The 21,223-nt window shown below is 70.4% G+C and carries 24 protein-coding genes; 9 read left to right on the plus strand and 15 right to left on the minus strand.

Annotation, left to right across the window (positions count from 1 at the left end):
- Positions 1 to 3 precede the first annotated feature (3 nt).
- A complete protein-coding gene (locus H5U26_RS13470; RefSeq protein WP_290620561.1) occupies positions 4 to 1,131 on the minus strand; it encodes a glycosyltransferase in 1,128 nt (375 codons plus the stop codon).
- Positions 1,128 to 2,249 (minus strand): glycosyltransferase, encoded by a 1,122-nt coding sequence (locus tag H5U26_RS13475; protein ID WP_290620563.1) that lies wholly within the window; start codon positions 2,247 to 2,249, stop codon positions 1,128 to 1,130. The genes H5U26_RS13470 and H5U26_RS13475 overlap by 4 nt, the downstream gene beginning before the upstream one ends.
- A 112-nt stretch (positions 2,250 to 2,361) precedes the next feature.
- On the opposite strand from H5U26_RS13475, the gene H5U26_RS13480 reads away from it, so the two are divergent.
- Genes H5U26_RS13480 through H5U26_RS13500 form a run of 5 tightly spaced genes read left to right on the plus strand, consistent with a single transcriptional unit; the run spans position 2,362 to position 7,577 of the window.
- A complete protein-coding gene (locus tag H5U26_RS13480) occupies positions 2,362 to 3,642 on the plus strand; it encodes an O-antigen ligase family protein (protein WP_290620565.1) in 1,281 nt (426 codons plus the stop codon).
- On the plus strand, positions 3,630 to 4,655 hold the full coding sequence (locus H5U26_RS13485) for a glycosyltransferase family 9 protein (protein WP_290620567.1): 1,026 nt from the start codon (positions 3,630 to 3,632) through the stop codon (positions 4,653 to 4,655). Before H5U26_RS13480 ends, H5U26_RS13485 begins: the two co-directional genes overlap by 13 nt.
- Positions 4,652 to 5,767 carry a glycosyltransferase gene (locus tag H5U26_RS13490; RefSeq protein ID WP_290620569.1) on the plus strand — a complete coding sequence of 372 codons (1,116 nt, stop codon included), beginning with the start codon at positions 4,652 to 4,654 and terminating at the stop codon, positions 5,765 to 5,767. The genes H5U26_RS13485 and H5U26_RS13490 overlap by 4 nt, the downstream gene beginning before the upstream one ends.
- A 6-nt stretch (positions 5,768 to 5,773) precedes the next feature.
- A complete protein-coding gene (locus H5U26_RS13495) occupies positions 5,774 to 6,835 on the plus strand; it encodes a glycosyltransferase (RefSeq protein ID WP_290620571.1) in 1,062 nt (353 codons plus the stop codon).
- 1 nt (position 6,836) lies between these two features.
- Positions 6,837 to 7,577, plus strand: a complete 741-nt coding sequence (locus tag H5U26_RS13500) for a polysaccharide deacetylase family protein (protein WP_290620573.1) — start codon at positions 6,837 to 6,839, stop codon at positions 7,575 to 7,577.
- Positions 7,578 to 7,634: 57 nt separating this feature from the next.
- Here H5U26_RS13500 and H5U26_RS13505 read toward each other — a convergent pair whose 3' ends face one another.
- From H5U26_RS13505 to gstA, 10 genes are all read right to left on the minus strand, one after another.
- On the minus strand, positions 7,635 to 7,946 hold the full coding sequence (locus H5U26_RS13505) for a hypothetical protein (protein WP_290620575.1): 312 nt from the start codon (positions 7,944 to 7,946) through the stop codon (positions 7,635 to 7,637).
- A 100-nt stretch (positions 7,947 to 8,046) separates the two neighbouring features.
- Positions 8,047 to 8,715 (minus strand): response regulator transcription factor, encoded by a 669-nt coding sequence (locus H5U26_RS13510; RefSeq protein WP_290620577.1) that lies wholly within the window; start codon positions 8,713 to 8,715, stop codon positions 8,047 to 8,049.
- 140 nt (positions 8,716 to 8,855) lie between these two features.
- A complete protein-coding gene (locus H5U26_RS13515; protein ID WP_290620579.1) occupies positions 8,856 to 9,656 on the minus strand; it encodes an S-methyl-5'-thioinosine phosphorylase in 801 nt (266 codons plus the stop codon).
- Positions 9,653 to 10,210, minus strand: a complete 558-nt coding sequence (locus tag H5U26_RS13520; RefSeq protein ID WP_290620581.1) for a hypoxanthine-guanine phosphoribosyltransferase — start codon at positions 10,208 to 10,210, stop codon at positions 9,653 to 9,655. Before H5U26_RS13520 ends, H5U26_RS13515 begins: the two co-directional genes overlap by 4 nt.
- A complete protein-coding gene (galU, locus tag H5U26_RS13525) occupies positions 10,207 to 11,124 on the minus strand; it encodes a UTP--glucose-1-phosphate uridylyltransferase GalU (RefSeq protein WP_290620583.1) in 918 nt (305 codons plus the stop codon). The genes H5U26_RS13520 and galU overlap by 4 nt, the downstream gene beginning before the upstream one ends.
- Positions 11,125 to 11,165: 41 nt before the next feature.
- Entirely contained in the window at positions 11,166 to 12,005 is an 840-nt protein-coding gene (speE, locus tag H5U26_RS13530; RefSeq protein ID WP_290620585.1) for a polyamine aminopropyltransferase, read from the minus strand.
- Between the two features lie 3 nt (positions 12,006 to 12,008).
- Positions 12,009 to 12,491, minus strand: coding sequence for an arginine decarboxylase, pyruvoyl-dependent (locus H5U26_RS13535; protein WP_290620587.1), 483 nt, complete (start codon positions 12,489 to 12,491; stop codon positions 12,009 to 12,011).
- Positions 12,492 to 12,557: 66 nt separating this feature from the next.
- Positions 12,558 to 13,202, minus strand: a complete 645-nt coding sequence (locus H5U26_RS13540) for an SPOR domain-containing protein (RefSeq protein ID WP_290620589.1) — start codon at positions 13,200 to 13,202, stop codon at positions 12,558 to 12,560.
- Positions 13,202 to 14,962 carry an arginine--tRNA ligase gene (gene argS, locus H5U26_RS13545; protein WP_290620591.1) on the minus strand — a complete coding sequence of 587 codons (1,761 nt, stop codon included), beginning with the start codon at positions 14,960 to 14,962 and terminating at the stop codon, positions 13,202 to 13,204. Before argS ends, H5U26_RS13540 begins: the two co-directional genes overlap by 1 nt.
- Before the next feature lie 160 nt (positions 14,963 to 15,122).
- Positions 15,123 to 15,731, minus strand: coding sequence for a glutathione transferase GstA (gene gstA, locus H5U26_RS13550; RefSeq protein ID WP_290620593.1), 609 nt, complete (start codon positions 15,729 to 15,731; stop codon positions 15,123 to 15,125).
- Between the two features lie 187 nt (positions 15,732 to 15,918).
- Here gstA and H5U26_RS13555 point away from each other — a divergent pair, with 187 nt between their 5' ends.
- A complete protein-coding gene (locus H5U26_RS13555) occupies positions 15,919 to 16,758 on the plus strand; it encodes an NAD(P)H-binding protein (protein ID WP_290620595.1) in 840 nt (279 codons plus the stop codon).
- A gap of 39 nt (positions 16,759 to 16,797) precedes the next feature.
- On the opposite strand, the gene H5U26_RS13560 is transcribed toward H5U26_RS13555, so the two are convergent.
- Both H5U26_RS13560 and H5U26_RS13565 read right to left on the minus strand, forming a co-directional pair.
- Positions 16,798 to 17,844, minus strand: a complete 1,047-nt coding sequence (locus H5U26_RS13560; RefSeq protein WP_290620597.1) for a glycosyltransferase family 1 protein — start codon at positions 17,842 to 17,844, stop codon at positions 16,798 to 16,800.
- Positions 17,841 to 18,641 (minus strand): UDP-2,3-diacylglucosamine diphosphatase, encoded by an 801-nt coding sequence (locus tag H5U26_RS13565; RefSeq protein WP_290620599.1) that lies wholly within the window; start codon positions 18,639 to 18,641, stop codon positions 17,841 to 17,843. The genes H5U26_RS13560 and H5U26_RS13565 overlap by 4 nt, the downstream gene beginning before the upstream one ends.
- A gap of 140 nt (positions 18,642 to 18,781) precedes the next feature.
- On the opposite strand from H5U26_RS13565, the gene mazG reads away from it, so the two are divergent.
- Positions 18,782 to 19,564 carry a nucleoside triphosphate pyrophosphohydrolase gene (gene mazG, locus H5U26_RS13570; protein WP_290620601.1) on the plus strand — a complete coding sequence of 261 codons (783 nt, stop codon included), beginning with the start codon at positions 18,782 to 18,784 and terminating at the stop codon, positions 19,562 to 19,564.
- An 11-nt stretch (positions 19,565 to 19,575) separates the two neighbouring features.
- Here the strand turns inward: mazG and paaI are convergent, their stop codons facing one another.
- On the minus strand, positions 19,576 to 20,025 hold the full coding sequence (paaI, locus tag H5U26_RS13575; protein ID WP_290620603.1) for a hydroxyphenylacetyl-CoA thioesterase PaaI: 450 nt from the start codon (positions 20,023 to 20,025) through the stop codon (positions 19,576 to 19,578).
- Between paaI and nfi the strand changes: the two genes are divergently transcribed.
- Together nfi and H5U26_RS13585 are read left to right on the plus strand one after the other, a co-directional pair.
- Complete coding sequence (nfi, locus tag H5U26_RS13580) at positions 20,024 to 20,707, plus strand: deoxyribonuclease V (RefSeq protein ID WP_290620605.1); 684 nt, start codon at positions 20,024 to 20,026, stop codon at positions 20,705 to 20,707. The genes paaI and nfi overlap by 2 nt on opposite strands.
- 94 nt (positions 20,708 to 20,801) lie before the next feature.
- Positions 20,802 to 21,152, plus strand: a complete 351-nt coding sequence (locus H5U26_RS13585) for a PilZ domain-containing protein (protein ID WP_290620607.1) — start codon at positions 20,802 to 20,804, stop codon at positions 21,150 to 21,152.
- The last annotated feature ends 71 nt before the right edge of the window (positions 21,153 to 21,223 follow it).

Raw genomic sequence — 21,223 nt, forward strand, 5'->3', positions numbered from 1 at the left:
CGATCAAGCCAGCGCCGCCGGCAGCGGCCGGCCGAGCGCCGCCAGATAGGCGCCGGCGGCGCGCCGCGCCGCGTAGGGCGCCGCCGCGCCTTGCAGCAGCGCCCGCGGTGGCGGGGCGGCGAGCGTGGCGGCCATGGCGCCGGTCAAGGCGCCGACATCGCCCACCGGCACCAGCGGGCCGATTTGCCCGTCTTGCAGCAGTTCGCGCGGACCGCTCGGGCAGTTGGTGCTGACCGCCGGCGTGCCGCAGGCGAGCGCCTCGATCAGCGCCACCGGCATGCCCTCGCAGCGCGAGGCCAGCACGAACAGCGCCGCGCGCGCCAGGTGCGGATAGGGGTTGGCGACGAAGCCCGGCAGCTGCACCTGGCCGCCGAGGCCAAGCTGCGCCACCAGCGCTTCGAGCCGGGTCCGCTGGCGGCCCTCGCCGAGGATCACCAGCCGGCACGGTCGCAGCGCGCGCAACTCGGCGAAGGCCCGGATCAGGGTTTCGAAATCCTTGCGCGCGCACAACTCGCCGATGCCAAGCACGGTCGGCGGGCCATCCGCGGGCCAGTCCACGCCCTGCGGCGGCTGCGCCATGCGCGCCGCCAGATCGTCGGTCAGCACCGGGCTCGGCACCACGCGGATGCGCTCGCGCGGCAGACCGGCAAACGCGGCCAGATCATCCGCCGCGCCCTGCGAGGGCACCAGCACGGCCGCCGCGCGCCGGTACAGGTACCGCATCGACAGGCGCTGCAGCTGCCGCTCGACGGCGCCGCGGCCGGCCAGGTTCACCGACACCGTGGTGCCCAGGCGCACCGCCACCGGCGTGCGGCGGCCGGTCAGTGCGGCCGCCAGCAGCGCCAGGCGGTTGACGCGGTCCTTGTCGGTGAGCAGCAGCGGCGGGCGCACGCGGCGCAGGTAGCGCAGCAGCGCCGGCAGGGCGGTGTTCACGTGACGGGCCGGCAGCGGCACGCGCCGTACGCCGGGCGGCAGGGGGGCGATGTGCGGACCATGGCCGCGGATGCCGAGCAGGTCGATGCGCAGCCCGGCCTCGCCCCAGGCGGCGAGCAGGTTGCCCATCACCCGGTCCACGCCGCTGTGGCCGGAGGTGGCCAGCAGCACGGCCAGGTCCGGCGGCGGCAGGCTCACGGCGCGAGCCCGAGCGCCCGCAGATAGGCGCGCGCCGCCACATCGGCCCGGTAAGGAGCCATCGCCTCACGCAGGGTTGCCGCCGGCAGCGGCGCATCCAGCGTGGTGGCCATGGCCGCGGCCAGGGCGACCGCGTCGCCGGGCGGCACCAGTGCGCCCCAGCGGCCGTTGTCCAGAATTTCCCGCGGCCCGTGCGGGCAGTCGGTGCTGACCGCCGGCGTGCCGCAGGCCAGCGCCTCGATCAGCACGTTGGGGCCGCCCTCGTAGGCCGAGGAGACGACGAACAGCGAGGCTTTGGCCATCCAGGCGGCCGGATTGGCCACGAAGCCCGGCAGGTCCAGATCGTCGGCCACGCCCAGTTCAGCGGCCAGGGCCAGCAGCGCCGGGCGCAGCGGTCCCTCGCCGATGATCACCAGCCGCGCCGTGCGTTCGCGTCGCAGGCGGGCGAAGGCGCGCAGCAGCAGGGCGAAGTCCTTGGCCGCCACCAGCCGCCCGGCGGCCAGCAGCAGCGGCCGGTCGGCGTGCGCGACCCACGGGTGCGCGACCGCCTGCGTTGCCTGCCGGTCAATGTCGCTCGGCACGCTGGGGTTGGGCAGCACGGCGAGGCGCCCGGTCATCGGCCCGATGACCGCCCGCACGTCATCGGCCACGCCGGCGGAGATGGCGATCACGTGCTCCGCCGCCCGGTAAGCGCGCCGCAGCCGCCGATGGTGCCACAGGCGGTTCGGCCACGGCCGCCGGGCCAGCGAGGCGGACATTGGGCTGCCGACCCGAAACGCCAGCCGCACCGGCACGCCGGCGCGGCGACGGGCGCGCAGCGCCAGGCGGTTGGCCCACTCGCGGTTGCTCAGAAGTGTGGCCGGTCGCTCGCGGGCGAGGTAATCGGCCAGCCTCGCCACCGCCGTGCGACCGCGCCGGGCGCCCAGTTCGATCACCCGCACCGCCGGGTCGAGCAGCCGCAGATCGGCGCTGTCGGCCTGACTCACCAGGACATCCACCGCCACGTCCTGCGCGGCGACTGCATTGGCCAGATTGCACATGACCCGGCCGATGCCGTTGGCGCCGCGATGGAAACCGTACAGGGCCAGGCGCGGCCGGCGAGGGGCGGGATCGATCATCCGAACGACTATGACGGATGAATGGTGACGGTTTGGTTGCAGTTGTCGTCTGTAACCGAAACGTCACGGTTCGGTCGCGGTTCTGTCGCGCCGCGGTTCTAGCCTGCGCGGCGTGGATCGCATCGCTGTCACCGGCCTTTACTTGTTTGCCCTGGGCGCCTTCGCGGCCCCGGCCGCCGCCAATGTCGGCCTGGTGCTGACGGCGCTGGCTGCACTGTGTCGGCCGCGCGGCGCCCTGGCAATGCTGCGCTGCCACCCGGCGTGGCTGCCGCTGCTGGTGCTGGTGGCTTATTTGATCCTGCACAGCACCGGCTTCGCGCTCGCCCGCGGTCTGTCGTCGGGCGATGTCGATGTCCTGCAAGACCTTGCCAAGTTCGGCCTGGTGCTGCCGGTCGGGCTGGCGGTGGCGGGGCAGCTCGGTCGCGCGCGCCGGGCGCTGCTGCTCGCCGGCACCGGTCTGCTGCTGTGCATGGCCCTGAACACGCACTGGGCCGAACTGGCGCAGGCACTCACCGACGGCGTGACGCGGCTCGGCTTCGGGCTGCCGATGATCGCCTTTGGTCTGTATGCCGCGACCGCGTTGCTGGGGCTGTTGCTGCTGGCGCCGGCGTTCATCGAGGCCTTGCTGGCAGCAGGTCAGCGCCGCGCCGCGCTGGTGGCGATGACCGCCGCCGCGGCGCTGCTGGGCATGGGCTTGTTGCTGTGCCGCTCGCGCGGTGCCTGGCTGGCCTTGGCGCTGGTAATGCCGGTGTGTGCGGGCCTGATGCTGCGCCGGCGGCGCCTGCCACGCCCGGCGTTCGCGGCCCTGGGCGTGCTGCTGGTCGGTGGATTCCTGCTGGGTGGCGAGTCGGTGGCGCGCCGACTGGGTGACGACAGCGCGGCGTACCAGGCCTTGGCCGACATGGCGCAGGTGCAGGATGTCGGCCCGACCTTCGACGCGCTGCCACAGGACTCGGTCGGCCTGCGCCTGCGCTTGTTCGGGCTCGGTTTCGAGCGTTGGCGGGAGCGGCCGCTCACCGGGCTCGGTCCGAATGCCGGTGATGGAGTCATCGCCGCGGCGGGCGATCCGGTTTTGCACTCCATGGCGCATCTGCACAACACCTACCTGGAGCTGCTGGTGCGCTTTGGCGCACTTGGCCTGGCCGCGTTCGCGGCGGTGATCGCCGGTCTTGCGGCCGGATTGCGTCGCCAAGTTCGCAGTGGGGCGGTGCCGGTGGAACTGGGCCTGTTTCTGGCCGGTGCGTTGGCGCTGACGCTGATCTGGAGCGCCTTCGATTTTCGTTTGCTGACGCAGGATTTCCGCTTTTACGCGGCGTTGCTGGGCGGCATCGCGCTGGGCCTGGGCCTGCGCCTGGACCTACCACGGCGCGGGGTTGTGGCATGCGCATCCTGATCGTGCGTCTGTCGGCGCTGGGCGACATCGTCATGGCCGGCGGGCTGCCGGGCGCGCTGCGCGCCCGCTATCCGGCGGCGCACATCGCCTGGCTGGTGCAGGAAGGCTTCGAGGCGCTGCCGGCCGCCAATCCGGCGCTCGACGAGGTGCTGGTGTGGCCACGCCGCCAGTGGCGGCAGCTGCGGCAGGCCGGTCGCTATGGCGACTGGCTGGGCGCGGTGCGGCGCTTCGTGGGCGGGCTGCGGGCGCGGCGTTTCGATCTGGCCATCGACGCCCAGGGCCTGCTCAAGAGCGCGCTGTGGGTGCGCGCGTGTGGCGCCCGGCAGCGGCTTGGCGTGGACCCGGCCGAGGGCAGCCGCCTGCTGCTGACCCGGGCGCTGCGCACGCCGAACGACAAGACCTTTGCCGCCGAATACGGCTATCTCGCCGCCGAGCTTGGTCTGGCGGAGCCGGCACCGGCCCTGCCGCTGACCGCACCTGGCCGGGAGGCGGCGCAGGCGCTGCTGACGGCGGCTGGCGTGGCCGGTGACTACGCCGTCCTGGCGCCGTTCACCACCCGCCCGCAAAAGCACTGGACGCAAGGCGCCTGGAGCGAGTTGGGACGTCGACTCCATGACGAGCGGGGCCTGATGCCACTGCTGCTGGGCGGGCCGGGTGAGGTGGACGCCGGGCAGCGCATCGAGACCGCCAGCGGTGGCGCGGTGCGCAACCTGGCCGGCCGCACCGACATCGCCGCCGCCGCCGCGCTGGTGGCCGGCGCGCGCCTGGTGGTGGGTGTCGATACGGGTTTGACCCACATGGGCGTCGCCGCCGGGGTGCCGACGCTGGCGCTGTTCGGCTCGACCTGCCCGTACCTGAGCGCCCCCGGTCGCCCGCTGACCGTGCTCTACCACGGCCTGTCCTGTTCCCCCTGCAAACGATCGCCCAGCTGCGGCGGCGCCCATCCGTGCCTGACCAGCATCGGTGTCGACGAAGTGCTGCGTTCCATCCCGGCGGAGGCCGCCATCCGATGAAGATTTTTCACGTCGAAACCGGCTGCCACCTGTACGGTGGCGCCCTGCAGGTGCAGTACCTGATGCAGGGCCTGGCGGGCCTGGGGCACCGGAACGTGCTGCTGTGCGACCGGCGCAGTCCGCTGGCGCAGGCGGCGCAGGGCGTGGCGAAGGTGTACGCCTGCGACACCCGCGGCGACCTCGACCTGGCGCTGGTCGGGCGTCTGTGGCGCCTGCTGCGGCGCGAGCGGCCGGACCTGCTGCACCTGCACAGCCGGCGCGGCGCCGATCTGCTGGGCGGCATCGCCGGGCGCCTGGCCGGCCTGCCGGTGCTGCTGACCCGGCGCGTGGACAACCGCGAGCTGCGCGCGCTGGTGCCGCCGAAGTACGCGCTGTTCGATCACGTGGTCGCCATCTCGCAGGGCATTGCCGCGGTACTGCGCGCCGATGGCGTGCCGGCGGCCAAGATCTCCTGCGTGCCCAGCGCCGTCGATACCGACGTCTACCGGCCGCAGCGCGATCGCGCCTGGCTGGCGGCGGAAACCGGCATCGCGCCGCAGCAGCCGGTGATCGGCATGGTGGCGCAGCTGATTCCACGCAAGGGCCACCGCTTTCTGCTGGCGGCCTTGCCGGCGTTGCTGGCGCGCCATCCGGCGGCGCAGGTGCTGCTGCTGGGCCGCGGTCCGCTGCAGGCGCAGTTGCAGGCCGACATCGCCGCGCAGGGTCTGGCCGACCGGGTGCGGATGATGGGCTTTCGCGACGACCTGCCGCGCCTGTTGCCGTGCCTGGACCTGCTGGTGCACCCGGCCGAGCGGGAGGGTCTGGGTGTGTCGCTGCTGCAGGCGGCCGCCTGCGGCGTGCCGATCGTCGCCAGTGACGCCGGCGGCATGCCGGAAGTGGTGCAGGAAAACGGTCATCTGGTGCCGCCCGGCGACGTCGCGGCGCTGGCGGCGGCCATGGCGCGCGTGCTGGACGAGCCGGGGCAGGCGGTACGGATGGGCGAGCTGGGCCGGGCGCTGGTGCAGCGGCGTTTCTCGGTGGCGGCCATGGTGGCCGGCAATCTGGCCGTGTATCGCAAGCTGCTCGGTGGGCACGCGGCCGTGTCGCAGCCGGAGCTGGTAACGGTCGAGTAGGCGGGTTTGCGTACCGTACAGCTCATCGCCAGCCGCGGCCTGGGTGGCGCGGAGGGCTTTTTCAAGCGGCTTTGCAGCGGGCTGATGGAGCGCGAGTGCGAGGTTCACGCGCTGCTGCGCGAGGGTGGCGCGCTGCTGGCCGATCTGCCGCCGGATATGGCGCGCTCGGCCCTGCCGCTGCGCACGGTGTGGGATCCGCTGTCCCGGCTGGAAGTGCGGCGCGAGCTGCAGCGGCTGCGGCCGGACCTGGTGCAGACCTGGATGAGCCGCGCCACGCGCCTGACGCGGGCGCCGCGCGGCATGGTGCACGTGGCACGGCTGGGCGGCTATTACACGCCGGCGCGTTTTGCCCATGCCGATGCCGTGGTGGTGAACAGTCGCGGCTTGGCGGACCACCTGCTGGCGGCCGGCTTGCCGGCGCGGCGCGTGCACCTGATCGGCAATTTCGTGGACGCACCGGCGCCGCTTGCGCCGTCGCAGGCGGCCGACCTGCGCGCCGGTCTGCCCTTGCCGGCCGATGCCTGGCTGCTGCTGGCGGTCGGCCGCTGTGTGCCGGTCAAGGGCTGGGACGTGCTGCTGCAGGCGTTTGCCAGGCTGCCGCGCGCCATTGCCGGGCGGCCGGTCGGGTTGCTGCTGCTGGGCGACGGCCCGCTGCGGGAGTCGCTGCAGGAGCAGGCCCGTCAGCTGGGCGTGGCCGGGCGGGTGCACTTCGCCGGTTGGCAGGCCGATCCGGCGCCGTTCTACGCGCTGGCCGATCTGGTGGTGTTCCCGTCGCGGGCAGCGGAGGCGCTGGGCAACGTGATCCTGGAAGCCTGGGCGCACGGGCGGCCGGTGCTGAGCAGCGCCTGCCACGGCGCGCGCGAAATCACCTGCCCCGACGTCGATGCCGTGCAGGTGCCGTGCGAGGACGTGGCCGCGTTGACCGGAGCCATCGCCAGCCTGCTGCCGAACGATGCCCGGCGCGCCGCCCTGGCCGCCGCCGGTCAGGTTCGCATTGGCCGCGACTTCAGCCGGGAAGCCGTGGTCGGTGCCTATCTGGACCTGTACCGGTACCTGCTGGGGCACTGACATGACGGGCACCGGCCGGGTATCCATCCTCATGTATCACCAGGTGGGCCAGTTCGCGCCGATGCGCGAACACCGCTCGACCTACTGCGATCACCGCAACTTCGCCGCGCAGATGGCCTGGCTGCATCGCCTGCGCTACACGGTGCTGCGGCTGGACGAGGCCATCGCCGGTCTGCGCGGCGAGCGCCCGCTGCCGTCGCGGGCGGTGGTGCTCACCTTCGACGACGGTTACGAGAACTTCTACGAGTACGCCTGGCCGGTGCTGGCGCAGTACGGCTTTCCGGCCATGGTCTACCTGCTGGCGGATCGGCTCGGCCAGCCGGCGGCCTGGTTTGCCGCCGACGGCCGGGCCACGCCGCCGCTGATGAGTGCCTCGCGGGTGCGCGAGCTGCACCGGGCGGGCGTCGACTTTGGCAGCCACGGCCTGTCCCATCAACGCCTGGCGCAGATCGACCCGGATGTGGCCGGGCAGGAAGTGAGCGACAGCAGGCACCGGCTCGAAGCGGTGCTGGGCGCGCCGGTGCGCCATTTCTGCTATCCCTACGGCAGCTACGACGAGGCGGTGGTGGCGATGGTCGCCGAGGCGGGGTACGTCAGCGCCACCACCTGCGATCGGGCGGCGGCGTATCCGGGCCAGGACCTGCTGCGCCTGCCGCGCAAGGCGATTTCGTTCGGCGACAACCTGGCCGGCTACGCGTGGAAACTGCACATGAAGAACCAGCCCCGCGGCGCCGGGTGCTGAGACGAGCGTCGTTCGAGCGTTGTCCGGGCGACGCCGGACGCCGTCGAAGCCGGCTTGTCAGGCGACCGAGCGGCGGGCGGGCGAATCGAGCCAGCCCAGCACCCGATTGACGTCCGCCAGGCGCAGGCTGCCGTCGTCGGCCGATTCCTCGGTCTCGAACACGTCGGCGTCGAGCACCACCAGCTTGCCGGGCGCCACATGCAGGCAGGCACCGGATGACAGCTGCACCGCGGCCGCGGCGTCCAGCGCCGCGACCAGCGTGTCATCGGCGAATACCGGCTCGCCGCGAGACAGCAGGCGGGTGTTGCCGTTCGGGTCCACGCACGTCACGCGACCGCACACGGCGCTGATCGAGCCTATGGTTTCCATTGCGATGTCTCACCGGATGCCGCCTTGCGGCGCGTTGCTGCGCACTATGCCGGCAGTTGCCCGCCGTGGCTATTGGACTTTGGTTGCTGCGCCGCGGCGCTCAGCACACCGGCGTGGTGGGGCTGGTGTATTGCATCCGAGCGGTCACCAGCAGCGCCAGTTGCAGGCGGTCGTGCACGCCGAGCTTGGCGAACACCGAGCCCAGATGCGCCTTGACGGTACGCTCGGTAATGCCAAGGCGCTGGGCGATGAGCTTGTTGCTGCTGCCCATGCCGATCTGCAGCGCGATTTGCTGCTCGCGGGCGGTGAGCAGGTCAAGGTCGATGCTGCCGTCGGTGTCCACCTGCAGCGGCGCGTTCTGTCCGACCAGCGCCACCAGCCGGTCGGTCAGGCGCCGGCCAACCCACGCCTCGCCGTTTTGCACCGTGGTGACCGCCTTGGCCAGCAGACGCGGGTCGATGTAGGCGTTGCAGTAGCCGCGGGCGCCGGCGCGCAGGGCGGCGATGCCCTCCTCGTCGTTGGGCTGGTGGCTGAGCGCGATGATCCGCGTCTGCGGGCTGAAACTGAGCAAGCCGGCAATGCCGGCAGCGCCAGACAGCGACAGATCGGTCAGCGATAAATCCAGCAGCATGACATCGGGCCGCCGCCCGGCCAGGGTGCCTTCGGCTTCCGCCAGCAGACGCACGCGCCGGATCAGCGTGCCGCGCCCGCCCACCGCCACCGCCCAGCGGTCCATCAACGAGGCGTCCTCGCTGGTCAGCAGGATCATGCGTCGCGCCCTGTAGTGACTGGTCATCCGCCCGTTGCACGCCAGCGCCGGGCCTACCGACAACATCTATCGGCAGCGGACGCGCGGACTTGAGGCCGGACCTGTGTGTGTGCCCACCATGGCCCGGCATGGGCGGGATTCTACAGCGGGCGCCCCGGTGCCGGGGCGGTGCCTGGGGCCGGCTGGCAGGTGGCGGCCAGGCGCGGCAGGGCGGCCACGAGCAGCCGCTGGGCGGCGGCGATGCCACCGGCCAGATGCTGCTCGATCTCGGCCAGCAGGCTGCTGCCCCCTCGCCCGGCGGCGCGGTTGGCGACCACTGCCAGGCAGGCGTAGGGCAGGGCAAGTTCCCGCGCCAGGGCGGCTTCGGGCATGCCGGTCATGCCCACGATGTGGCAGCCGTCGCGCTCCAGGCGGTCGATTTCGGCGCGGGTTTCCAGGCGCGGCCCCTGCGTGGCGGCATAGGTGGCGCCGTCGATGAGGGCGATGCCGTGCTCGGCCGCTGCCGTGCGCAGCGCCCCGCGCAGGCCGGCGTCGTAGGGCTCGGTGAACTCGATGTGTTCGACGCGGCCGCCTGCGCCGTCAACGGGATCGCCGTCGAAGAAGGTCGCTTCGCGGCCGTGGGTGTAGTCCACGATCTGGTCCGGCAGCACCAGGGCGCCGGGCGGGATGTGGGCCGGGATCGAGCCGACGGTGGCCACCGCCAGCACGGCGCGCGCGCCGGCCTGCTTGAGCGCCCACAGGTTGGCGCGGTAGTTGATGCGGTGCGGCGGCAGGCTGTGGGCGGCGCCGTGGCGGGGCAGGAAACACACCGCGATGCCGCCGACCTGGCCGCACAGCAGCGGCGCCGCCGGCTCGCCATAGGGCGTGCTGACCGACTGTGGCGTGAGCGGGCCCAGTTGCGGCCAGCGGTCCAGGCCCGATCCGCCGAGGATCGCGATCATGACGCTTGCGTCACGGCGTAGATGCCCGGCACGTTGCGCAGATAGCCCTTGTAGTCCATGCCCCAGCCGAACAGGTAGCGGTCGGGCGTGGTCAGCCCCACGAAATCGGCCTCTATGGCTGCCTCGCGCTGGCAGCGTTTGTCCACCAGTACCAGGGTATGCACGCTGGCGGCGCCGGCGCGCCGGCAAAAATCGACCAGCGCGGCCAGGGTGATGCCGCGGTCGAGCACGTCGTCCACGATCAGCACATGCCTGCCGGCCAGTTCGGCCGTGGGCGTGACTTTCCAGGCCAGTTCGCCGCCGCTGAGCGCGCCCGCGTAGCGGGTGGCGTGGATGTAATCGAACTCCAGCGGGAAATCGAGCTGCGGCAGCAGGTGGCCGGCCAGCACCACGCCGCCGGTCATCGGACACAGCAGCAGCGGATTGTGGCCCGCCAGCGCCGCCGTGACCTCGCCGGCCAGGCGATCGACCGCGGCGCGCACGGTCGCCTCGTCGTACAGGCACTCGGCGGCGCGGTAGACGGCCCAGGCCTCGGCGGCGAGCGCGTCGCTCAAGAGCGCGGCTCGAAGGACTCGTTGGCGCGCTCGAGCAGGAATTGCTTGAAGTCCTCGCCGAGCTCCGGGTGGCGCAGGCCGTACTCGATAGTGGCTTCCAGATACCCCAGCTTGCTGCCGCAGTCGTAGCGGTGGCCGGGGATGTTGTAGGCGAACAGGCGTTCGAACTTGATCAGCTCGGCCAGGGCGTCGGTGAGCTGGATCTCGCCGCCGGCGCCGCGCTGGGTGGCGCGCAGCAGGTCGAACACGCGCGGCGTGAGCACGTAGCGGCCGACCACGCCCAGGTTGGACGGGGCGTTTTCCGGCGCCGGCTTCTCGACGATATCGTCGACTTCGTACAGGCCGTTGCCGACCGCGCGCGGCTTGACGATGCCGTAACGGCGCGAGAACTCGATCGGGATTTCCTCGACCCCGATGATGCTGGCGCCGCGCTGGTTGTAGACATCGATCATGTCCTTCAGGCAGGTGGCGGTGTGCAGGCCGGGGTCGCGGGCGGCGATCAGGTCGTCGGCCAGCAGCACCGCAAACGGCGCGTCGCCGACCACCGGCGCGGCGCACAGCACGGCGTGGCCCAGACCCAGCGGCGCCGCCTGGCGGATGTAGATGCAGGTGACATTCGGCGGCGTGATGTTGCGCACCAGTTCGAGCATGTCGTTCTTGCCGCCTTTCTCGAGCGTGGCCTCGAGTTCGTAGGCGGTGTCGAAGTGGTCCGGGATGGCGCGCTTGCTGCGTCCGGTGATGAACACCAGCTCGGTGATGCCGGCCGCCACCGCTTCCTCGACCGCGTACTGGATCAGCGGCTTGTCCACTACCGGCAGCATTTCCTTCGGGTTCGCCTTGGTGGCCGGCAGGAAGCGCGTGCCAAGACCGGCGACCGGGAAAACTGCCTTGGTGACGCGCTTGATGGCTGTCATCGGGGATGAACTCCTGGTGATGGCGTGAGGAAGTGGCCGTTTCAGCCGAGCATGAACTGGGCTGGAGCCAGCGCACCGCGGTGGCGGGCGGCGTTGTAGTAGCGGCTGGCAAGCGTCGGCGGCGCACCGCCTTCGCCGCGGAAGGTGCTGGCCGACCCGTCGCGTGCGCCGATGGTCACGCTCCACCAGCCGGATGGGTAGGTGCACTGCGGAAAATCCACGGTGGCCACGTCGTTGAAGCCGGCGGCTTTCAGGTCGCGCTGCATGGCGCGGATCAGGTCGGCATGGAACAGCGGCGATTCGCTCTGCGCAGCCAGTACGCCACCGCTCGCCAGCGCGCGCTGGCAGTTGCGGTAGAAGTCCACGCTGAACAGCCCCTGCGCCGGGCCGACCGGGTCGGTGGAGTCGATCAGGATCACGTCGTAGCTGCCCGGCTCGGCATCCGCCACCCAGGCGATGCCGTCCTGGAAGTACAGCCGCGCGCGCGGGTCGAAGCTGGCCGCATGCAAGGTGGGAAAGTGCAGCGCCGCCGCCTCGGTGACCGCCTGGTCGAGCTCGACCATGTCCACCTGCTGCACGCTGTCGTGCTTGAGCACCTCGCGCAGGGTGCCGCAGTCACCGCCGCCGATGATCAGCACGCGCTTCGGATCGGCGTGGGTGAACATGGCCGGGTGCACCAGCATCTCGTGGTACACGAACTCGTCCCGCTCGGTGACCATGACCAGGCCGTCGAGGGTCATCAGCTTGCCAAAGCGCGTGGTCTGGAACACTTCCACGCGCTGGTAGGGCGACTGGAAGTCGTGGATTTGTTCCTTCAGCTCAAGCGAGATGGCGCTGCCTTCGCCGGCCCATTGTTCGGTGTACCAGGTGTCGTCCAGCATGGCTCAGGCCTCGTGGTGCCACAGTACGACGGCGGCGAACACGCAGCCGATCTTTTCCACCTGCATGTCGATGGCCAGCGATTTCAGTTCGCGGATTTCCCAGCCGCGCATCTTCATGCCTTCCTCGGCCATGCGCCGCACCACGCGCTCGGCGTCCTCGCGGTGGCCGTGGGAGTGGTATTCCATGATCAGCCCCGGCTTGGCCGGGTCATGCGTCCAGGCGGCGGCCACGGCGGCGCAGATCATCGAGCCAGGGATGTCCGATTCCATCGCCGCATAGGCGATCGGCACCAGTGCGCCCGGCGGCAGGCGCATGTCGGCCACGGCCACCTCGCGCGTGGCCGGCGGCACGATGGACGACATCTTGACCAGGTTGGTGTTGCCGACGCCGGCGTCGAGCAGCGCGCCGTCGAAGGCGTTCAGCGGCGTGAAGCCCTCGCTGCGGCCGGACACGAAGGCGTGCAGGGTGGGGGTCTGGGTGATCATGGCGGCGAGGGTCTCCAGGGCGGGTCGAAACGGGTAAGGATAGGGCGGCGTTGTGGCGGCTGCGTGTCAGGGAGCACGCAGTTCCAGCAGCATGGTGTTGATCTTGGCGCCGTGCAGCTGGCGCTGGGCGGCGTCAGCCTCGGCGCGCGACGCGAACGGTCCGACCCGGATGCGGTGCCAGGTCTCGCCGTTGATGTTGACCGGCTGCACCTGCGCCACCATGCCCTGCAGGGCGAGACTGGCGCGCAGGCGCTCGGCATCGGCACCGTTGCGCGAAGAGCCGGCCTGCAGGATGTAGCGCCCGCTGGTGCTGGCGGGAGGTGTTACCGGCGGCAGTGCCTGTGGCGCAGGCAGGGGCTGGCTGGGCGCACCCGCGGCGCCCGGCGCGACCGTTCCCTGAATGGGCGGCGGCGGGGTTTGCAGCGCGGGCGGCACGCTGGCCTGACGTGTCTCCCCGGACGGCTGGTCCGGTACCGGCACTTCGAGTTCCGGCAGGATGGTGTAGAACTCGAACTTCGGCTTGGGGCCGCTGACGGTCTTGGCGGCATCGGCCGCCTTGGGTGTGGCGTCGGGTATGGCTGCCGGGTCCGGGCTGAGCACTGAAAAATAGACCATCGCCGCCGCCAGGCCGCCGCTGGCCAGCCCGGTGAAAAAGCCCCGCGCCCAGACGCCGCCGCCGGCGCGCTGCGCGCCGCGTCGCTTGACGGCCATTACATCTGCTCCGGCGCCGATACGCCCAGCAGGCGCAGGCCGTTCCTGAGCACCTGACGCACCGCCAGTACCAGCGTCAGACGCGCGTTGCGCAGCTCGGCGTCGTCCACCAGGAAGGGATGGTTGTTGTAGTAGGCATGAAACAGCGCGGCCAGCTCGCGCAGGTAGTAGGCGATCTGGTGCGGCTCATAGGCCAGGGCGGCGCTTTCGATCAGTTCCGGGTAACGGGCCAGCGCGGCGGCCAGATCCAGCTCCGGATGTTCGGCCAGCAGGGCCAGCGCCTCGGCCGCGGGTTGTTCGTACTTCAGGCCGCGCTCGGCGAGCTGGCGCAGCACCGCGCCGATGCGCGCATGCGCGTACTGCACGTAGTAGACCGGGTTGTCGTTGCTGCTGGAGCGGGCCAGCTCGAGGTCGAAGTCCAGGTGCTGGTCGCACTTGCGCAGCACGTAGAAAAACCGCGCCGCGTCGTTGCCGACCTCGTCGCACAGCTCGCGCAGGGTCACGAACTCGCCGCTGCGGGTGGACATGGAGACCTTCTCCAGGCCTCGGTACAGGACCGCGAACTGCACCAGCAGCACGGTCAGCGTCGAGTCATCGCCGTGCAGGGCGCGCAGGGCGGCGCGGATGCGGTCCATGTAACCGTGGTGGTCGGCGCCCCAGATGTCGATGATGCGGTCGAAGCCGCGGTTCAGTTTGTCCAGGTGATACGCAACATCGCTGGCGAAGTAGGTCGGCTCGCCGTTCTCGCGGATGACCACCCGGTCCTGGCGATCGCCGAAGGCGGTGGCCCGAAACCACCAGGCGCCGTCCTTCTGGTACAGGTGATCCCCGGCACGCAGGGCCTGGATGGCGCGGTCCAGCGCGCCGCTGTCGACCAGGCTGCTCTCGCGAAACCAGCGATCGAAGCTGACCCCGAACGCCGTCAGGTCGTCGTCGATGTCGGCCAGGATGGTGTCGCAGCCGTGGCGGTGCAGGCGGCCGTAATCGACACTGCCCAGCAGCAGCTTGGCGCGGGCGATCAGCGCGTCCAGGTACTGGTCGGCATCGCCGCCCTGCGGGCCGTCCGGCGGCAGGCCATCCAGTACCTCGCTGACGGTCCTGCGAAAACCGTCGGCGACCTGCTGTTCGAGCGAGACGGCGATGGCGCGCACGTAATCGCCGCGGTAGCCGCCGGCGGGGAAGGGCAGTTCCTGGCCCAGGAACTCCAGGTAGCGCAGCCACACGCTGACGGCCAGGATGTCCATCTGCCGGCCGGCGTCGTTGACGTAGTACTCGCGCTCGACCTCGAAACCGGCCGTGCTCAGCAGGTTGGCCAGGCTGGACCCGTACGCCGCGCCGCGGCCGTGGCCCACGTGCAGCGGGCCGGTCGGGTTGGCGGACACGAACTCCAGGTGCACGCGCTGGCCGTTGCCGATCCGGCCTTGGCCATAGGCGTCGCCAGCCTCGAGCACCTCCAGCAGCACGCCCAACTGGGCAGTCGGATGCAGGAAGAAGTTGATGAAGCCGGGACCGGCGATCTCCACCCGTTCGACGGCACTGGCGGCCGGCAGGGCGGCGGCGATGCGCTCGGCCAATGCCCGCGGCGCGGTGCGCGCAGCCTTGCCGAGCGTCATGGCGACGTTGCTGGCGAAATCGCCGTGGGTCTTGTCGCGGGTCCGCTCGATGTGCACCTCGTCGGGGGCCGGCACGCCGGGGAGGACACCGTCCTCGTGCAGTCGGGTCAGGGCCTGGGCGATAAGGGACTGGAGCAGTGAACGCAAAGCCGATTCCTGCGCGAATGGATGGCGGGCGGGGCGGAAAATTCTAGCAGGCTGCCGGGTCGGTTCCCGGCGTGGGCACGAGCCTGGTCTCGACAGGCCAAAAAAAACCGGCCCCGCCGTGACGGCAGGGCCGGTTCTCGCAGACCCTTCGGTGTTGCTGTCAGCCCATCAGACCTTCGGCCTTCAGCGTCTCGAGCACTGCCGGGCGGGACATCACGCGGCCAGCATAGGCGCCGATGTTCGGCCACGGCGACAGGTCCAGCTTGGCGTACTGGCACCAGCCGAGCACGGTGCCGAAGTAGCAGTCGGCCACGGTGAAGGTGTCGCCGAGCAGGTACTGTTTGCCGGCCAGTTGCTGGTCCAGATACCCAAAGCGCTTGCCGATCATGTCGATGGCGGCTTTCTTGGCCTCATCGGTGGAGGCCGGGTTGAACAGCGGGCCGAAGCTCTTGTGCAGCTCGGTGGCGATGAAGTTCAGCACCTCCATCAGGCGGTAGCGCTCAAGGGTTCCGGCGGCCGGTGCCAGGCCGCTGGCCGGCTTCTGGTCGGCGATGTACTGCAGCAGCACGCCGACCTCGGTCAGCACCTGGCCGTTGTCCAGCTGCAGGGCCGGCACGTAGCCTTTCGGGTTGATGGTGGTGAAATCGGCGCCGGTTTCGGTCTTCTTGCCCATCAGGTCGACCTTTTCCAGGTCGAAGCTCAGGCCGGCTTCGCGCAGGGCAATGTGCGGGGCCATGGAACAGGCACCAGGGGTGTAGTAAAGCTTCATGGAAGGCTCCTCGGGTCGTGTGTTCCTGGTCGCGAACCGACCGCCGGGGGTCGGGCGACAGGCAGGCAAGTGGGGTGTGCACGCAAGCTGCCGGTCAGACCAGCGGTTTGTGTGTCGAAGTAGATTAACCCAGCGGCGTGACACCTGCGTTGCCGATCGGCTCGCGTAAATCCGACAGAGGCACTGAATGGACGGCCGCCAAATACCCCGCACGGTGCTGATCGCAGGCTGTGGCGATCTGGGTAGCCGGCTGGCGCGCCTGCTGCTTGACCAGGGTCGGCACGTCATCGGCCTGCGGCGCCAGGCGCGAGCACTGCCACCGCGGGTACAGGCCCTGGCGGCGGACCTTGCCGTCGGCGTGCCGCAGTTGCCCAGGGTCGATCAGGTCGTGTTCTGCGCCGCCCCGGACAGCGGCGATGCTGCTGCCTACCGCGCTGTCTATGAAGCGGCCTGGGGCAATCTGCTGGCTGCCTTGTGCGCCGCCGACACGCCGCCGCAGCGAGTCGTGCTGGTGACCAGCACGCGGCCGTATGCGCAGCGGGACGGCGATTGGGTGGACGAGGACTCGCCCGTCAGCGCCCATGACGCGCAGACGGGCAGCCTGCTGCGCGCCGAATCCATGCTGCGCGACAGCGGCCTGCCCGGACTGGTGCTGCGCCCGGCCGGGCTGTATGGCGCGGGGGAAGGGCCGCTGCTGCGCAGCCTGCGCGAGGGTCGGGCGCGCTGTGCAGCCGGGGCGCCGCGCTGGAGCAACCGCATGCACCGTGACGATGCCGCCCGTGCCATCGTGCACCTGCTGGGAGTGGCCGCTCCGGCGCCGCTGTACCTGGGCGTGGACTGTGAACCCACGGACCACGCCGAGTTGCTGCGTGAACTGGCTGCCTGGATCGGCGTGCCGGCGCCCGAGTCCGCGCCGCTGCCGCCGCCCGCAGCCAACCGCCGCTGTCGCAATGCGCGTCTGCTGGCCAGCGGGTTTCGCTTCGTGTACCCGAGCTGGCGCGAGGGCTATCGGGCCGTGCTTGGCTGATTGGGCAAGGTCACCTCGTGCGGCGACACCGCGCCGGGCTCAGCAATGGCCGGTGTCGGGCGCCGGCGCGGCAGCAGGCCTGGCCGGTTGTCTCAATGGCGCCAGGTTGGTCAGGAACTGCAGCGTGGCGTTGCGCCACGAATACGCCTTGGCGTGCGCCACGCAGGCGGCCGGGTCCAGGCGCAGAGCTTGCTGGACGGCGCGGCCCAAATCCTCATGCAGCACCCCGGTCACGTCGGGCAGCACCACGTCCTTCGGTCCAGTGACCGGGAAGGCCGCCACCGGCACGCCGCAGGCCATCGCCTCCAGCAGCACCAGACCAAAGGTGTCGGTGCGGCTGGGGAACACGAACACGTCCGCTGCCGCCAGGTGCTGCGCCAGCTCCTCGCCATGCTTGAAGCCGGTGAAGCGTACCGTCGGGTAGCGTTCGCGCAGGCCGGCCAGCGCCGGCCCATCGCCGACCACGAACTTGCTGCCCGGCAGGTCCAGCGCCAGGAAGGCGTCGAGGTTCTTCTCGACCGCCACCCGGCCGACGTACATGGCGATCGGTCGCGGCGCGAGCAGGAAGTCCTTGTCGCGTGGCCGGAACAGCGTCGTGTCCACGCCGCGGCTCCAGCGCACCAGATGCTCGAAGCCGTGCTCCTCCAGCAAGGCCTGCTGGGAAGCGGTGGCGACCATCGTGCGCGCGGCCGGGGCATGAAAGCGGCGTACCGCAGCGTAGGTCCAGCGCGCCGGGATCGGCGTGCGCAACGCCAGGTACTCCGGAAACTGCGTGTGGTAGGCGGTGGTGAAGTCCAGGCCACGGTTCAGGCAGTAACGCCGCGCCGTCTGGCCGAGCGGACCTTCGGTGGCGATGTGGATGGCATCAGGCGCCAGTCCGTCCAGCATCTGCGTCAGACGCCGGCCCGGCAACACCGCCAGGCGGATCGACCGGTAGCCGGGGCAGGGCAGGGTGCGAAAGCGGTTCGGCCCGATCACCTCCACCGTGTGTCCCAGCGCAGTCAGCTCCTCGCAGGTGCGTTTGAGGGTGGTGACGACGCCGTTGATCTGCGGTTCCCAGGCATCGCTGACCAGTACGATCCTCATGCCGCGAGCGCCGGCACGGCGGCTTCGGTCTTCAGCGCGTGCTGTTGATCCGACCAGTGCAGCAGCTCGATCTTGCCATCGCCATGCTCGACCAGGGCGGTGCAGCTCTCCACCCAATCGCCGCAGTTCAGGTACAGCACACCGCCGGCGACGCTGATCTCGGCGCGGTGGATGTGCCCGCACACGACCCCGTCGACGCCGTGTTTGCGGGCCGCCAGCGCCACCGCGGACTCGAAGTTGGAGATGAAATTCACGGCGTTCTTTACCTTGTGCTTCAGGTGCCCGGCCAGCGACCAGTAGGGCAGGCCAAGCTTGGTGCGCACGAAGTTGACCAGCCGGTTGGCGCGCAGCAGCAGCGCATAGGCCTGGCTGCCGGCCAGGGCGAGCAGGCGGCTGCATTGCACCACGCTGTCGAACTCGTCGCCGTGCATCACCAGCAGGCGGCGGCCGTCGGCGGTTTCGTGGATGGCCCGGCTGCGGATGCTGAGGTTACCCATCTGCAGGCCATCGTGCTCGCGCAGCAGCTCGTCGTGGTTGCCCGGCACGTAGATGACCTCGGTGCCGTGCTTGGCCTTGCCCAGCAGGGTCCGTACCACGTTGTTGTGCGCCTGCGGCCAGTACAGGCCGCGGCGCATGTTCCAGAAATCGATGATGTCGCCGACCAGGTACAGCCGGTCGCAGGTGACCTGATGCAAGAAATCCAGCAGGAAGTCTGCCCGGCAGCCCCGGAAACCCAGATGGACATCGGAAATCCACACCGTACGGTAGTGCCGGGGCTGGCCTTTTGCTGGCGACATTCAGGTATCCCCTGGATGAAATTGCGGCCAGTTTGAAGATGGTTTGTTGCAGATTTATTAACGTGCTGTTTTTGAAATGTAATATTTTTCCGCCGGAATAGCGCCGAAGCTCGCTGCCGCCCGCCCCGATAATAGCCGCCATGCAACACACCCGCCGTCTGCTCGAACTCATGGCCCGCCTGCGTCACCCGCAGGAAGGCTGCCCCTGGGATCTGCGCCAGGATTTCGCCAGCGTCGCGCCGTACACGCTGGAGGAAGCTTACGAGGTGGCCGACGCCATCGCGCGCGAGGACTTCGACGATCTGCGCCTGGAACTGGGCGACCTGCTGCTGCAGGTGGTGTTCCACGCGCAGATGGCGCAGGAGGCCGGCTTGTTCGATTTCGAGGACGTCGCGGCCGGCATCTGCGACAAGCTGCTGCGTCGCCACCCGCACGTGTTCGCGGGCGCGGTGTTCGACACGGACGCCGAGCGCTCGGCCGCCTGGGAAGCGGCCAAGGCTGCCGAACGCGCCGAGCGGGCGCCGCAGGGCGGCGTGCTGGCCGGTGTGGCGCTGGCCCAGCCGGCACTCAAGCGCGCGCAAAAGCTGCAGCAGCGTGCGGCGCGGGTCGGGTTCGACTGGCCGGACCTGGCGCCGGTGCTGGACAAGCTGGACGAGGAACTGGCCGAAGTGCGCGATGCCCTGGCGCAGGGCGACCGCGACGCCGTGGCCGACGAACTGGGCGACCTGCTGTTCGTGATGGCGAATCTGGCCCGGCACCTCGAGGTGGACGCCGAGGACGCGCTGCGCCGCGGCAATGCCAAGTTCGAGCGCCGCTTTGCCTACATCGAGGCGGCATTGCAGGCGTCCGGCCGGCAGGCCGAGGACTGCACACTCGCCGAGCTGGATGCGCTGTGGGACGCTGCCAAGGCGCAGGGACTGTAAGGCGTGCCCGCTCAGGGCGGGGCGTCGTCGATCACCGGCGTACCCGGCCGGCTGCGCGACAGACCCCGAAACATGGCCACCGTGTCGCCGTCTGCGCCGCATACGGTGACGTCGTAAATACCGCTGCGCGGACGGCGCGCCACCTCGCGCGCGGTCGCGGTCAGCTGTTCGCCGGCGCGCGCCGGGCGCAGGAAATCGATGCTGCAATGCTGGGCGACGGTGAGCTCGTTGCCGCTGTTGCAGGCGTAGGCGAAGGCGGTGTCGGCCAGGCTGAAGATGAAGCCGCCGTGGCAGATGCCGTGGCCGTTGAGCATCACGTCCTGGACGGTCATGGTCAGCACCGCCTGCCCGGGGGCGCAGTGCTGGACCACGATGCCCAGGTGCTGGGCGGCTGTGTCGCGGGCGTAGAGCGCGCGTGAAACAGCCGCGGCCAGCGCAGATGAGGATTCAGGCTCGGACATGGTGAGCGAGGATAGCATCGGCATTGCGACGGACCTGTCCTGGCCGCAAACCCCGGCGCAGGCCATTGCATTGCAGCGCGAGCTGGCCGGCCGCGTCCTGCGGGTGGACGATGTCGGCAGCGTGCGGCGGGTGGCCGGCGTGGACGTGGGTTTTCCGGGCGGCGGCCAGATCGCCCGGGCGGCCGTGGCGGTGTTGTCGTTCCCAGACCTGCGGCCGGTCGAGCAGGCGCTGGCCGAGCTGCCGGTTGCGTTTCCGTATGTTCCCGGCCTGTTGTCATTTCGCGAGCTGCCGGCGGTGCTGGCGGCGCTGGCCGGTCTGGCGCAGCCGGCGGACCTGCTGCTGGTGGACGGTCAGGGTCTGGCTCACCCGCGCCGTTTCGGCATCGCCTGCCACCTCGGAGTGCTGACCGGGCTGCCCTGCATTGGTGTCGCCAAGACGCGCCTGGTCGGTGCGCACGATCCGGTGCCCGACCGGCGTGGTGCCTGGGTGCCGCTGCATGATCGCGGCGAGGTGATCGGCGCGGTGCTGCGCAGCCGGGTCGGCGTCAAGCCCATCTATGTCTCGGTGGGACATCGGCTGAGTCTGGAGCGAGCGGTCGAATGGGTCATGGCTTGCACCGGTCGCTATCGTCTGCCACAGACCACGCGCGCGGCCCATGCGCTTGCGTCGGCAGACGCGTAAAGTTTCGTTCCGCCGTTCCGATACGCAGACCATGTGGCAGGAGCGGTGTAGGATTCCCATGACATCTTCGATCAGATCGATCTCAGGCGGAAACATGTCCCAGCCAGAAGAGGCCGATCGACGAACCAACCGGCGTCGATCACGTGACGAGCGGCTACTGGTGCAAGTGGTCAGTGCGGTCGGTGCCCCCGAGCTGGCCGGAGCCACCTTGCCGTCGCGCACCTGCGACGTGTCATCAGGCGGCATTGGCCTGTGGCTGGACCGTGAGCTGGCGCCCGGCGTGCGGCTCGAGTTGTGGGTCAATGTGAACGGCTTGCCCGGCAAGTTCTTCCTGTGCGGGGAGGTGCGCTGGTCGCGGCCCGTGGCGCCGGACTACCTGCACGGGATTCAGCTGATCCCGGTGCCGGGCGACGATCTGGCGCGCTGGCAGCGCTGTTTCGAATGAGTCTTGTGTCGTGACGCGCGTTTCACAGCGACCTTGCGTATGAGTTCCCGCAAATCGGCCACGACCGGGGG

Source organism: Immundisolibacter sp. (assembly GCF_014359565.1).
GTDB lineage: Bacteria > Pseudomonadota > Gammaproteobacteria > Immundisolibacterales > Immundisolibacteraceae > Immundisolibacter.

Coding starts and splice junctions, on each gene's coding strand:
- H5U26_RS13475 (WP_290620563.1), bottom strand. CDS start 2,249: ATGATCGATCCCGCCCCTCGCCGGCCGCGCCTGGCCCTGTACGGTTTC.
- H5U26_RS13485 (WP_290620567.1), top strand. CDS start 3,630: ATGCGCATCCTGATCGTGCGTCTGTCGGCGCTGGGCGACATCGTCATG.
- H5U26_RS13490 (WP_290620569.1), top strand. CDS start 4,652: ATGAAGATTTTTCACGTCGAAACCGGCTGCCACCTGTACGGTGGCGCC.
- H5U26_RS13500 (WP_290620573.1), top strand. CDS start 6,837: ATGACGGGCACCGGCCGGGTATCCATCCTCATGTATCACCAGGTGGGC.
- H5U26_RS13505 (WP_290620575.1), bottom strand. CDS start 7,946: ATGGAAACCATAGGCTCGATCAGCGCCGTGTGCGGTCGCGTGACGTGC.
- H5U26_RS13510 (WP_290620577.1), bottom strand. CDS start 8,715: ATGATCCTGCTGACCAGCGAGGACGCCTCGTTGATGGACCGCTGGGCG.
- H5U26_RS13515 (WP_290620579.1), bottom strand. CDS start 9,656: ATGATCGCGATCCTCGGCGGATCGGGCCTGGACCGCTGGCCGCAACTG.
- galU (WP_290620583.1), bottom strand. CDS start 11,124: ATGACAGCCATCAAGCGCGTCACCAAGGCAGTTTTCCCGGTCGCCGGT.
- speE (WP_290620585.1), bottom strand. CDS start 12,005: ATGCTGGACGACACCTGGTACACCGAACAATGGGCCGGCGAAGGCAGC.
- H5U26_RS13535 (WP_290620587.1), bottom strand. CDS start 12,491: ATGATCACCCAGACCCCCACCCTGCACGCCTTCGTGTCCGGCCGCAGC.
- H5U26_RS13540 (WP_290620589.1), bottom strand. CDS start 13,202: ATGGCCGTCAAGCGACGCGGCGCGCAGCGCGCCGGCGGCGGCGTCTGG.
- gstA (WP_290620593.1), bottom strand. CDS start 15,731: ATGAAGCTTTACTACACCCCTGGTGCCTGTTCCATGGCCCCGCACATT.
- H5U26_RS13555 (WP_290620595.1), top strand. CDS start 15,919: ATGGACGGCCGCCAAATACCCCGCACGGTGCTGATCGCAGGCTGTGGC.
- H5U26_RS13560 (WP_290620597.1), bottom strand. CDS start 17,844: ATGAGGATCGTACTGGTCAGCGATGCCTGGGAACCGCAGATCAACGGC.
- H5U26_RS13565 (WP_290620599.1), bottom strand. CDS start 18,641: ATGTCGCCAGCAAAAGGCCAGCCCCGGCACTACCGTACGGTGTGGATT.
- mazG (WP_290620601.1), top strand. CDS start 18,782: ATGCAACACACCCGCCGTCTGCTCGAACTCATGGCCCGCCTGCGTCAC.
- nfi (WP_290620605.1), top strand. CDS start 20,024: ATGGTGAGCGAGGATAGCATCGGCATTGCGACGGACCTGTCCTGGCCG.
- paaI (WP_290620603.1), bottom strand. CDS start 20,025: ATGTCCGAGCCTGAATCCTCATCTGCGCTGGCCGCGGCTGTTTCACGC.
- H5U26_RS13585 (WP_290620607.1), top strand. CDS start 20,802: ATGTCCCAGCCAGAAGAGGCCGATCGACGAACCAACCGGCGTCGATCA.